The sequence below is a fragment of the Shewanella vesiculosa genome (assembly GCF_009994065.1).
In the GTDB taxonomy this organism is placed as follows: domain Bacteria; phylum Pseudomonadota; class Gammaproteobacteria; order Enterobacterales; family Shewanellaceae; genus Shewanella; species Shewanella vesiculosa.
This window is the reverse complement of sequence record NZ_JAACSD010000007.1, coordinates 198,589-210,957: the sequence shown is the minus strand read 5'-3', so window position 1 is coordinate 210,957 and position 12,369 is coordinate 198,589. Positions and strand designations below refer to the sequence as shown.

The following is a 12,369-nucleotide window of genomic DNA, read 5'->3' as shown; positions in this document are numbered from 1 at the left end:
GAATATCTCTGTTTCAATAATGCCTTTACATCAAACATGTAGCGATTGGTAAATAGCCTTGAGCGCCGCTAAGGGATCGGCAGCTTGAGTGATTGGGCGACCGATCACCAAATAATCAGACCCAGCAGCAATGGCTTGTGGAGGCGTCATCACCCGATGTTGATCACCGGCATCACTGCCAGCCGGTCTTATCCCTGGGGTCACTAAGGTAAAGTCTTGACCAAATGATGATTTTAGTAATTTAGCTTCTTGAGCTGAGCATACCACCCCGTCTAAACCAGCTTGATGAGTCAGTTTAGCTAAGCGCAGTACATGTTCAAATGCTGGTACATTGATACCCAATAAGGCTAAGTCTTCATCTGACATTGAGGTTAATACGGTAACCGCAATCAGTAGAGGCGCTTCTTTACCAAATGGTATTAGTGCTTTTTTAGCGGCCTGCATCATAGCAAGTCCACCACTGGCATGCACATTAGTCATCCACACGCCTAAATCAGCAGCAGCGGCAACGGCTTTGGCAACGGTGTTGGGAATATCATGAAATTTCAAATCAAGGAATAAATCAAAGTTTCGGCTGTGAATATCATTAACCAACTCAGGCCCAAATAAGGTAAACATTTCTTTGCCAATTTTTAACCGACATATCTCTGGGTCGAGTTTATCAATAAAGGTCAATGCGTCATGTTTATTGTCATAGTCGAGGGCGACTACAATTGATTTCTCAGTCATTGGAACTCCAGCGGTAATATGGTGTTACTGCATTAATTATAGGGTTGGTATTTTACGATGGCCACGTTATTCACCATCTAGGCCTTTTATCCGCTTGATACTGCCCCATTGTTTGCATGATGGACAATGCCAATACAAACCGTGAGAAGGAAAACCACAAGCAGTACAGCGATAACTTGGGCGGAATTTAATTTGTTGTTCAACAAGTTGCTCAAGCATAGATAAACTTTGCTTAGCTTGACCATCTTCAGCTTGTTGAATGTGTAACTTCATTAAATGCTGAAAACCTTTCATAGTTGGATGACGATATAAATTATCCAGCATCATGGTTTCAGCACTTTGATGTTGATCTAGGCTTATTTTGTGCTCAGCTAACGCCACCACTACACTTGCTCCCGCGCCATCGGCAATGGCTTTGGCGAGTAGTTCGTGAAAACCATTAGGATCTTGTGTGTCGCGATAAACTTGTTTTGCTATTGAAACGCCATCGGCAAATAAATCAATATCAGCCACTTTCAGCTCTTGTAACGCGTGCTTACATAAGTCAACTTGGCCAGCATCAAGATAAATCTTGGCGAGAGTTAACCAAGCTCGACCACATTGAGCATCTTGCTTAATGGCTTGTTGCAGCTTTTTGATTTTATCTGTTTCATTATGAGCTTCATCAGCTAGCTGGCAATAAAAATGGGCTGTGGTGCGCTTAAGCACTTGCTGACGTTTACGAGGAAGACGCTTAGTGATATCGATGGCACTTTGCCATTCTTTAGTCACTTGATAGATTAATAACAGCTGAGTTTCGGCTTCTTCACTGTGATCATCTTGGCTGACCAAGTTAATAAAAATTTCTTCGGCGCGGTCATAAAACCCAGCAGCCATATAATCTTTACCTAACTCCATCATCGCAATATCGCGCTGCTCATTGGTTAAGCTCGGTCTGGCAATCAAGTTTTGATGGATACGAATGGAACGATCCACTTCACCTCTTTTACGGAATAACGAACCTAACGATAAATGAGTATCGATGGTTTCGTCATCGACATCCAGCATGCTGATAAATAAATCAACCGCTTTATCAGACTCGTTAGACAGTAAAAAGTTAAGCCCAGTAAAATAATCTCGGCTTAATTTTTTACTCTGCTGGCTATCGCTATGACGAATACTGCGTCGTCCCATATACCATCCATAACCGGCAGCGATAGGTAATAACAAGAACAAGATTTCTAGCATACTAGACAGCTTGATCCTTAGGCATTACAGCAACACTTGTTGCATCTGCAGCAGTGAGCTTTTTAAGGGCTTTATTGCTTTTACGCAACGCCAGCTTTAGCTTGACGATATGGTAACTTGCAAATATCCAGCTGATAATAAACCCGCTGAAAAATACCACGGCAAGCACAATAGGTAATCGATATTGCCCTTCAGCAATAAAGTAGCTTAAGGTGACAACTTGCTCATTTTTAGCACCAAATAATAATGCTAAAACAAACAATAGCCCAACTAGTACAACGACAATAAATGATCTCACGCTATTCTCCATGAAGGTGCATCAATATAATGATTATCCAAGAAATTTACTGAGCTGACCAGCATTGACTGCCATTAGATACAAAAAAGCCTCCAAGAGGAGGCTTTTTATTAAAGCGTTAATCAAGGATTAACAGCATCGACACGTTCGCGCAGTTCTTTACCCGGCTTAAAGTGTGGAACATACTTGCCTTCCAAATCAACTGAGGTACCAGTTTTTGGGTTACGGCCAGTACGTGGCGCACGATAGTGAAGTGAAAAACTACCAAATCCACGGATTTCTATACGATCACCGCTTTCTAATGTTGTTGCCATTTGCTCCAACATCTCTTTGATTGCACTTTCCACTTCTTTCGCCGACAGTTGCGACTGCCTAGTGGCGAGTTTTTCGATAAGTTCAGATTTTGTCATCTTAGCTATCCCATATTATCAAGCCAAACACAGTCGCCTAATGGGGACCACGTCCCCATACAACAGACGATTTTCGATTACTTACGAGCTGCTTTGAATGCTTCAGCCATTGCGCTGCTCATTACAACTTCGTCTTGCTTGTTCAAAGTAGCGATCGCTTCTTTCTGTTCAGCTTCATCTTTCGCTTTGATAGATAAGCTGATAGAACGGTTCTTACGATCTACGCCCATGAACTTAGCTTCGATAGCATCACCTACTGAGTATACAGTAGATGCATCTTCGATGCGGTCTGCTGAAATATCAGCTACACGAATGTAACCTTCAACAGTTTCTGCTAGTTCAACTGTAACACCTTTTGCGTCAACAGCAGAAACAGTACCGTGAACTACGGTGCCTTTCTTCTTGTCAGCTAAGTATGCGTTGAATGGATCGTCTTCAGTTTGCTTAACACCTAAACTGATGCGCTCACGCTCTGGGTCTACTGAAAGCACTACAGCGTGGATTTCATCGCCTTTCTTGTATTCAGAAACTGCGTCTTCGCCAGTACCGTTCCAAGAAATGTCAGATAAGTGAACAAGACCATCGATTCCACCGTCAAGACCGATAAAGATACCGAAGTCAGTGATTGACTTGATCTTACCAGATACTTTGTCGCCTTTGTTGTAACGAGTTGCGAAGTCATCCCATGGGTTAACTTTACACTGTTTCAGGCCTAGAGAAATACGACGACGCTCTTCATCGATGTCTAGTACTAACACTTCAACTTCATCACCTAAGTTAACAACTTTAGATGGGTGAATGTTCTTGTTAGTCCAATCCATTTCAGAAACGTGTACTAAACCTTCAACGCCTTCTTCGATTTCGACGAAGCAACCGTAGTCAGTTAAGTTTGTTACGCGACCAGTTAGCTTAGTGCTTTCTGGGTAGCGCTTGCTGATTTCTAACCATGGATCTTCGCCAAGTTGCTTAAGACCTAGTGATACGCGAGTACGCTCACGGTCATACTTAAGTACTTTAACGTTGATTTCGTCACCAACATTAACGATTTCAGATGGGTGCTTAACGCGTTTCCAAGCCATATCAGTGATATGTAAAAGACCGTCAACACCACCTAAGTCTACGAATGCACCGTAGTCAGTAAGGTTTTTAACGATACCTTTAACAGCTTGGCCTTCTTGTAGATTCTCAAGAAGAGTATCACGTTCTGCACTGCTTTCAGATTCGATAACAGCACGACGAGAAACAACAACGTTGTTACGCTTCTGGTCAAGCTTGATAACTTTGAATTCTAATTCTTTGAACTCTAAGTGAGCGGTGTCGCGAACTGGGCGCACGTCAACTAGAGAACCTGGTAAGAAGGCACGGATACCGTTTAATTCAACAGTGAAACCACCTTTAACTTTACCATTGATGATACCGATTACAGTTTCAGCATCTTCGTACGCTTTTTCTAGAACGATCCAAGCTTCATGACGCTTAGCTTTTTCGCGAGACAATTGAGTCTCACCGAAGCCATCTTCAACAGAGTCAAGGGCTACGTCAACTTCATCACCTACTTGGATTTCTAAAACGCCTTGTGCGTTTTTGAATTCGTCAGCATTGATTGGGCTTTCAGACTTAAGGCCTGCGTCAACAAGTACCATACCGTTTTCGATGGCAACAACTGTACCACGAACGATAGAACCTGGACGGAACTCTAGGGTTTGAAGGGATTGTTCAAATAGATCAGCAAAAGATTCAGTCATGTTTTAGGTTACTTTCATTAAATAAACCACCATCCATCCTAGATGTGGAGTCTAGTAATATTATTCGTGTCATCCTTAACACGAATACCTACTGCACAGTAATCGACAATTCGGTTACGCAACAGTAATTTTTTGTCTAACGTACTCAAGCACTTGCTTCAATACATCTTCAATGCCAATGCCGCTTGTATCAATAACAAGTGCATCTTCAGCTGGGACCAGCGGCGAAGCGGCGCGATTGATATCACGGTCGTCTCGTTCAATAATTTCAGCTAAAAGGCGGTCGATTTTAACATCGAAGCCCTTGTCCTGCAACTGATTATAGCGTCTTTGCGCTCGTTCTTCGGCAGACGCTGTTAAAAATATTTTTACCGGGGCTTTTGAAAAAACTACGGTGCCCATGTCACGTCCATCAGCAACCAGACCTGGCGCGGCACTAAAAGCCCGTTGACGACGCAATAATGCCTCACGTACCCGTGGAAGCGCCGCGACTTTAGAGGCTGCATTAGAGCATTCTTGAGTACGAATGGTCGTGGTAACGTCTTCACCTTCAAGAATCACTTTAATGGCATCAATGTCGGTGCCAGTTAAAAATTGGACATCAAGGTGAGCAGCTAATAAGGTAAGTGCTTCTTCGTTTTCTAGCTCAACGTCATGATGAATAGCGGCTAAGGCTAAAACACGATAAATCGCCCCGCTATCTAATAAATGCCATCCTAAATGTTGTGCCAATAATTGGCATATTGTGCCTTTCCCTGCACCGCTAGGGCCATCTACTGTGATCACTGGAGATCGTTCTGACATAGTTTCCTCCGAAAATAATCTATCGTCCCTGAAAAAGATAAAGGGTTCATCAAAATAAGCGCGCGCATTGTATAACAAAAAAATGTTAATTACTGATGAATTTTCGGTTATTAAAACCAAGATCGCTCTTTTATATTGCAAGACAACATAAAAGAGCAAGTGACAATCTGGTTAGGTGGATTATTTTGCTAGACGAGCAAATTGCGCAAAATAATCTGGAAATGTCTTAGATGTGCAGTCTGGATCGTTAATAGTTATACCGCTGTCAGCAAAAGCCATCATTGAAAAGCACATCGCCATCCGATGATCGTTATAGGTATCAATCGCTGCGGTATTTAATATCGCTGGCGGCGTGATAGTAATGTAATCATAACCTTCATCAACAATCGCACCCACTTTACGTAATTCAGTCGCCATCGCCGCTAAACGATCGGTTTCTTTAATGCGCCAGTTATAAATATTAGTCAGTTTTGTGGTGCCTGTGGCAAATAAAGCTGCAGTGGCGATGGTCATGGCGGCATCAGGTATGTGGTTCATGTCCATTTCAATGGCGCTAAGAGTGGATTTTCTGGCAATAATAAAATCATCGCCCCACTCTATATCGGCACCCATTTGGGCTAATGCATCGGCAAACTTAACATCGCCTTGAATACTTAAGCGGCCAACACCAGTGACCTTCACTTCGCCGCCTTGGATAGCGCCAGCAGCGAGGAAGTAAGATGCCGATGAAGCGTCACCTTCTACCAGTACTTTACCTGGTGAGACATATTGCTGACCGGCCTTTATTTCGAAACGTTGATATTGATGATTGAGCACTTCGACACCAAACTGCTTCATTAGCGCAATGGTGATATCAATATAAGGTTTAGAAACAAGCTCGCCCTTAATATTAATGTTGACGCTGTCTTTGGTCAGTGGCGCGACCATGAGTAATGCGGTTAAAAATTGACTTGATAAATCACCGGCAATGTCAACATCACCGCCATTTAAGCCTGTTGCCTTAATCGTTAATGGTGGGAAACCATCATTTTTCAGATAGGTGACATCAGCGCCTAATTGACGCAGCGCATCGACCAAATCGCCAATTGGACGCTCCTCCATACGAGGCTCACCGGTTAAAGTAAATTCGCCATGACCTAATGTCAGTGCGGCACATAATGGACGCATTGCTGTACCAGCATTACCAAGAAATAAACTCTGTGCATTTACAGATGAAATTGCGCCCCCTAAACCGGTCAGTTCACAAACAGTATTATTGTCAGACAATTGGTAATGCACACCTAACTGCTTTAATGATGCCAACATATAACGAATGTCATCAGAGTCGAGCAAGTTAGTCAGAGTGGTTTTACCCTGTGCTAAAGTTGCCAATAATAACGCGCGGTTAGAAATGCTCTTGGAGCCAGGAATGTTAATTTCGCCATTCATGCGGGTAATGTGGTCTAGACGCAATTGTTTCATTAATACTCTTCTTAGTGTTGCACTCATTAAACGTCGATAGACCGATATATGAGTAAAAGGCTTAGCCGGAGAAATAAACGTGACATTGTTAATGTAATATGGAGCGGTGCACATTTTACAAATACATGTCACTGGCAATGTTTCGGTACAGTTTACTAATAATTTACTAAATAATTCTTCGTAGCCCTACGTTACTGATTGTCAGCAAGGATTCAACCGTTATTTTGTGTTTTAGGTGACTTTTATACTCAAGTTGAATTTATTTACTATTAAGTCGGTATTAAGGAGGTCATTGCGAGCATAATAATGCTTGTTTCAGTTGTCAGCCATTGTTGCCAAAATTCACTAATTACGCTTTTCTAATATCCCATCACAGTATATTTAGCAGTTCTTTATTGATGTAAATCACGTTATGCTAAAGACCATAATATGTATCTTGTTAGCTTATTTCGCCCTAATGCCTGTAAATTTAAAATAAGAAGGTCTATTCATGTTCAATTCATTAACCGCGTTGCCTGCCGATCCCATTTTAGGCCTATTGACTCAATACCGCGAAGACAATCACCCAAATAAAGTCGATTTAGGTGTTGGCGTATATAAAGATCCTCTTGGTCATACACCTATTCTAGATTGTGTAAAAGCGGCTGAAAAAATTCGTTTAGACACAGAAACAACCAAAGTGTACATAGGCCCAACAGGCTCAGCATCATTCAATCAACTTATGGGTGAATTAGCGTTTGGTGCCAGTCACAGCGCATTACTCGCTAACCGCGTTCGAACAGTGTCAACGCCTGGCGGAACCGGTTCTCTGCGCGTTGCAGCTGACTTTATTAAACGTTGTAATCCAAATGCCGTGTTATGGGTAAGCGACCCAACGTGGGCAAATCATACGGGGTTATTTGAAGCGGCTGGCATTACAGTTAAAACCTATCCGTACTATGACTACGACAGCAAAACCCTTAAATTTGATCAAATGCTGGCAACCTTAAATAGCATTGGAAAAGATGACGTGGTGCTTTTACATGCTTGTTGTCATAACCCAAGCGGCATGGATTTAACCACAGAGCAATGGGATGAAGTGGTTAAGGTTACTGTTAAGCAAGGCTTTACGCCATTAATTGATATGGCTTATCAAGGTTTTGGTGACGGCGTAGATGAAGATGCTTACGGCGTACGCCAAATGGCTGCGGCCGTTGAAAGCATGATTTTATGCAGTTCTTGCTCGAAAAACTTTGGTTTGTATCGCGAACGTATTGGCGCTTGCTCCATTGTGGCTAAGAACAGCGCCACTGCAGATATTACCCAATCGGTATTGTTATATGTAGTACGCTGTCTTTATTCTATGCCGCCAGCACATGGTGCGGCGATTGTTGAAACCATTTTAGGCACTCCAGCCCTTAAGCAGCAATGGTTGGACGAACTAAAGGTCATGCGTGATCGCATTAATGGTAATCGTGCCATTTTAGTCGACAAGCTTAAAGCCAATGGCGTTGATCGCGACTTTAGTTTTATCGCTCGTCAAAAAGGCATGTTTTCATTCTTGGGGGTTAATCCTGAGCAGGTAGCTATACTTAAACAGCAATACAGCGTTTACATGGTAGGCTCAAGCCGCATCAGTATTGCCGGTATCAGTGAAACTAATGTGGATTATTTAGCTAAATCTATTGCAGCAGTATTGTAACTAAACGCTATTGTCATCAAGGTGCGTTGAAGCCACATGATCTCATCAAAAAGGTCGCATATTGCGACCTTTTTTAAGCCTGTTAAACCAGCCTAAATATATTTATCCATAAGCATCGACTGGTTTGATAGCATCTGCCCCCATCTTTTATCATTTTCTTCTGCAAGCCATATTACTAGTGTTTATTTTTGAATCTCAACAGTGCCATCCCGCGATACCATCAATGAGTCATGAGTGCTTGCTGCAGCAAGATTAGTAACTGCACTGTTAAATCTATACATGAGGGTTGTAGATAAATTGAAAATGCTTGTGATGTTTGATTTACCATCATCGGGATACAGCTCCCAATTCATGAACCTTATTAACATTTCGACTTGGTAACTATTTAATTCCTCGAAAAAAGATATAGTCTGGCGCTGAATTTAACCTAACATCAACTCGGGAAATGTAAGGCACAATAACAAGAGTCAGCCTATTTCATATTGAACTTGTCATTTGGTTTACTAACACGACACAGTCTTTTATTACTGGCTTAGACAATAGCGGATCTATTGCAAGTCAATGCAGCACAGTTAGCGAAACAAAGGACTGTTCGATATCCGTTTATGACCCCGAGTTAAGATTAATCTACCTTAAAGGTAAGTCAGTTATGCAAAATGAAGCCGTAAGTGTACAAGATATCCCCGAGTCGACCGTTGTTTCAAGCACAGGCTGGTCGCGCCAAGATACGACCTGGATGTTAAGCCTGTTTGGCACAGCCGTCGGGGCAGGTATTTTATTTTTACCAATCAATGCTGGAATGGGCGGATTTTGGCCACTCGTGTTTATGGCAGTAATAATAGGCCCGATGACCTATTTTGCTCATCGTGGTTTATCGCGTTTCCTGTGTTCTTCAGCCATTCCTGGTAGTGACATCACCCAAGTAGTAGAAGAACATTTTGGTATTGGCGCAGGTAAAGCCATAACCTGGCTATATTTTCTAGCCATTTTCCCAATAGTGTTAATCTACGGTGTGGGGATAACCAATACTGTTGATAGTTTTATTATTAATCAATTAGGCATGTTTACCGACGTACCAAGAGCCATGCTGGATGGAACGCCTATGCTGACTGAAGCAGGCGTGCAAGTTGTTGATAAAATAAGTGGTATTCCGCGCTGGTTACTTTCAGGATCACTAATCTTATGCATGATGTCTGTGATGGTCGCGGGTGAAAAATTTATGCTCTCGGTGACACGACTTTTAGTCTATCCATTAGTTGCGATCCTCGCCTTCATGTCATTGTATCTCATACCAGACTGGAAGTTTGATGCACTGATGGATGTGCCTTCACCCACTAATTTCTTGGGCACTGTTTGGTTAACCATACCAGTATTGGTGTTTGCCTTTAACCATTCACCTGCTATCTCTCAGTTTTCGGTGTCACTAAAAAAACAACACGGTGTCAATGCCTCGAAAAAGGCGGACGCTATCCTGCGCAATACAGCCATTATGCTAGTGGGATTTGTAATGTTATTCGTGTTCTCTTGCGTGCTGTCGTTAACACCGGCGCAGTTGTTAGAAGCAAAGGCTGATAACCTGCCAATCTTGTCTTATCTTGCCAACGTGCACGAAAGTGGCTTTATCAGCTATTTTGCTCCTGTGATTGCTTTCATCGCTATTATTTCATCTTTCTTCGGTCACTATATGGGTGCCACTGAGGGTTTGAAAGGCATTATCACTAAGCAACAGCCTAATAGCAGCAAGCCAGCCAATAGCAAAACATTAGATAAATGTATTTTAGGATTTATGTTTTTCACTATTTGGGGCGTAGCGATTATCAATCCAAGTATTTTGGGGATGATTGAAGCACTTGGCGGCCCGGTGATTGCAGCAATTCTGTATCTCATGCCAATGTATGCGATACACAAGGTACCAGCACTTAAAGCCTACCGTGGCCGAGTAAGCAACATATTCGTCGTTATTACTGGTTTATTGTCTATGACGGCCATTCTATTTGGCTTACTGAGTTAAATAAGATAATTCGAGCGGGATCAGCCCCGCTCGAATTATTCATTGAGACAGAGTGATATCTACAAACTCAGGCGAACGGCGCGATAGAAATTCAGCAAGAATTGATTGTAAATACGCTATTCAATGCCAAATTCTCCACGGCCGGCTCAGCGCATGCTAATGCGGCAGTGAACATAAAGAGGTGATTGCCGGAAATAATAATCCCAAAAACGAGTGTTATCCTTTAGCATATATTGCTATAACTTTATCAAAAAACAAAAACGAGAAGTCGCTCAACCCCTTACTAGCATGATCTGGCTACGATTAAAGTCATATCACCTCCTACCTCGAGTTAATACAGTTAATGTCTTTTTACCCATCCCCATAAAATGTCTGCATTTGATGCCCAGTTTGAAGCACAAAAAATAGCCTTCGCACCAATAAGCTTTTAAGTAGCCCGTTACATAAGTCAATTTGGCTTACTGGCAAAAGTTGATGACGCCGGAAACGAAGGTATTGAGCTAATTCAATTTACTCAAGATTTTAAATTGTCTGAATATGCCATTCATGTATTGCTCGATATGGGATTAAGTATGGGTATTTTTGGGTGTAAGGATGAGCGTTATCGACTCGATAAAACCGGCTATTTTTTACTTTATGATGATATGGCATTCAAGAACCTAAACTTTGTCGATGATGTTTGCTATCAAGGTTTGTTTGATCAGCAATGAAGCGTTGAAATACACCTATATCGATGACATAAAAAAAGCGAATGCTATTTGGCATTCGCTTTTTTCATTATTAAGCCGAGCTTACGGTAAATAAGCGGTTCGAATTAACTGTGCTTTACAGCAAAGTTATTCATAAAATCAACTAATGCTTGCACACCCGCTAACGGCATGGCGTTATAAATACTGGCACGCATACCACCAACAATACGGTGCCCTTTTAACGCGACTAAACCGGCCTGCTCTGCTTGGGCTAAAAACTCACTGTCTAAAGCATCGTTCACTAATTGAAAAGTAACGTTCATACGTGAACGATTTTGTGGCGCAACACCATTTTTATAAAATGGATTATTGTCGATACACTCATACAGTAACTTCGCTTTTTGCTGGTTTATCTCTGCCATGGCACTCACGCCGCCATTAGCCTGCAACCAAGCAAATACTTCAGAAGCTAAATACCAGGCAAACGTTGGAGGGGTGTTAAACATTGAACCGTATTCAACCGCGACACGATAATCCATTATTGAAGACTGCGGTAAACTTGGTAATTTGAGCATATCGTCACGCACAATAACAATCGACAAACCCGATGGGCCGATGTTCTTTTGCGCGCCGGCATAAATAAGTCCGTATTTACTGACATCAATTTCATGCGACATGATAGTGGATGACAAGTCAGCAACTACCGGCCACGGACTAGTAAACTCTTCAAAAATTTCAATACCGTCAACGGTTTCGTTTGAGCAATAATGTACATAACGATAGTCTTTATCGATTGCATTTAAGTCAGGTAATGTCACTTGATTAAGGCCATTGACCTGCTCAACAATATTGATGCTGTCGATACTGTGCTCACCGGCTAGCTTCTGCGCTTCTGTTACCGCAGAAGATGACCATTGACCGCTGACCAAATACAGCGCCCGACCATTATCACCCAAGAAATTATTGACTACGTTAGAAAATTGCGCCCGGCCGCCACCATGCATAAACAACACATGATAGTTTTTAGGTATGTTCATTAACTTACGCAGTGTGACTTCTGCTTGTTCGGTCAGGGCAATAAACTCTTTACTGCGATGACTGATTTCCATCACGGAGACGCCAAGGCCATTCCAATCGATTAATTCCTGTTGTGCTTTTTGCATTACAGCTTGAGGTAACATAGCAGGACCCGCACAGAAATTATAAATCGCGCTCACAGACAACTCCTTGAATCAGTTTTTAATACACACATAAGACTATTAATACTAAGGACTTTAGCATCAATTGAATAGACTTTTATCAGCCTATTTTGAT

General features: G+C 42.1%; 10 protein-coding genes and 1 pseudogene. 3 read left to right on the top strand and 8 right to left on the bottom strand.

Annotated features, from left to right (window positions below; genetic code table 11):
* Positions 1–30 precede the first annotated feature (30 nt).
* From pyrF to aroA, 7 genes are all read right to left on the bottom strand, one after another.
* On the bottom strand, positions 31–729 hold the full coding sequence (pyrF, locus tag GW828_RS09040) for an orotidine-5'-phosphate decarboxylase (RefSeq protein ID WP_124014769.1): 699 nt from the start codon (positions 727–729) through the stop codon (positions 31–33).
* 66 nt (positions 730–795) lie between these two features.
* Positions 796–1,956, bottom strand: a complete 1,161-nt coding sequence (lapB, locus tag GW828_RS09035; protein ID WP_124014768.1) for a lipopolysaccharide assembly protein LapB — start codon at positions 1,954–1,956, stop codon at positions 796–798.
* 1 nt (position 1,957) lies between these two features.
* Positions 1,958–2,254: a LapA family protein gene (locus GW828_RS09030; protein WP_273058137.1), complete on the bottom strand. Its 297-nt coding sequence runs from the start codon at positions 2,252–2,254 to the stop codon at positions 1,958–1,960.
* A gap of 122 nt (positions 2,255–2,376) precedes the next feature.
* Positions 2,377–2,664 (bottom strand): integration host factor subunit beta, encoded by a 288-nt coding sequence (gene ihfB, locus GW828_RS09025; protein WP_124014766.1) that lies wholly within the window; start codon positions 2,662–2,664, stop codon positions 2,377–2,379.
* A 77-nt stretch (positions 2,665–2,741) separates the two neighbouring features.
* Positions 2,742–4,409 (bottom strand): 30S ribosomal protein S1, encoded by a 1,668-nt coding sequence (rpsA, locus tag GW828_RS09020; RefSeq protein ID WP_124014765.1) that lies wholly within the window; start codon positions 4,407–4,409, stop codon positions 2,742–2,744.
* A gap of 114 nt (positions 4,410–4,523) precedes the next feature.
* Positions 4,524–5,213 carry a (d)CMP kinase gene (cmk, locus tag GW828_RS09015; RefSeq protein ID WP_124014764.1) on the bottom strand — a complete coding sequence of 230 codons (690 nt, stop codon included), beginning with the start codon at positions 5,211–5,213 and terminating at the stop codon, positions 4,524–4,526.
* 180 nt (positions 5,214–5,393) lie between these two features.
* On the bottom strand, positions 5,394–6,674 hold the full coding sequence (gene aroA / locus GW828_RS09010; RefSeq protein WP_182697289.1) for a 3-phosphoshikimate 1-carboxyvinyltransferase: 1,281 nt from the start codon (positions 6,672–6,674) through the stop codon (positions 5,394–5,396).
* A gap of 490 nt (positions 6,675–7,164) precedes the next feature.
* Between aroA and GW828_RS09005 the strand changes: the two genes are divergently transcribed.
* From GW828_RS09005 to GW828_RS08995, 3 genes and pseudogenes are all read left to right on the top strand, one after another.
* On the top strand, positions 7,165–8,355 hold the full coding sequence (locus tag GW828_RS09005) for an amino acid aminotransferase (RefSeq protein WP_182697288.1): 1,191 nt from the start codon (positions 7,165–7,167) through the stop codon (positions 8,353–8,355).
* Between the two features lie 649 nt (positions 8,356–9,004).
* Complete coding sequence (locus tag GW828_RS09000; protein ID WP_273058138.1) at positions 9,005–10,366, top strand: aromatic amino acid transport family protein; 1,362 nt, start codon at positions 9,005–9,007, stop codon at positions 10,364–10,366.
* A gap of 343 nt (positions 10,367–10,709) precedes the next feature.
* A pseudogene (locus GW828_RS08995) lies at positions 10,710–11,067 on the top strand (SAM-dependent methyltransferase); the annotation flags it as partial.
* A gap of 113 nt (positions 11,068–11,180) precedes the next feature.
* Here the strand turns inward: GW828_RS08995 and serC are convergent.
* The gene (gene serC / locus GW828_RS08990; RefSeq protein WP_273058139.1) at positions 11,181–12,272 is read right to left on the bottom strand and encodes a 3-phosphoserine/phosphohydroxythreonine transaminase; all 1,092 of its coding nucleotides are present in this window, start codon (positions 12,270–12,272) and stop codon (positions 11,181–11,183) included.
* Positions 12,273–12,369 lie beyond the last annotated feature (97 nt).

What these genes read in the sequence shown, in the direction of transcription:
- rpsA (WP_124014765.1), bottom strand. Translation starts at nt 4,409, where the DNA reads ATGACTGAATCTTTTGCTGATCTATTTGAACAATCCCTTCAAACCCTA.
- pyrF (WP_124014769.1), bottom strand. Translation starts at nt 729, where the DNA reads ATGACTGAGAAATCAATTGTAGTCGCCCTCGACTATGACAATAAACAT.
- lapB (WP_124014768.1), bottom strand. Translation starts at nt 1,956, where the DNA reads ATGCTAGAAATCTTGTTCTTGTTATTACCTATCGCTGCCGGTTATGGA.
- cmk (WP_124014764.1), bottom strand. Translation starts at nt 5,213, where the DNA reads ATGTCAGAACGATCTCCAGTGATCACAGTAGATGGCCCTAGCGGTGCA.
- ihfB (WP_124014766.1), bottom strand. Translation starts at nt 2,664, where the DNA reads ATGACAAAATCTGAACTTATCGAAAAACTCGCCACTAGGCAGTCGCAA.
- GW828_RS09000 (WP_273058138.1), top strand. Translation starts at nt 9,005, where the DNA reads ATGCAAAATGAAGCCGTAAGTGTACAAGATATCCCCGAGTCGACCGTT.
- aroA (WP_182697289.1), bottom strand. Translation starts at nt 6,674, where the DNA reads ATGAAACAATTGCGTCTAGACCACATTACCCGCATGAATGGCGAAATT.
- GW828_RS09005 (WP_182697288.1), top strand. Translation starts at nt 7,165, where the DNA reads ATGTTCAATTCATTAACCGCGTTGCCTGCCGATCCCATTTTAGGCCTA.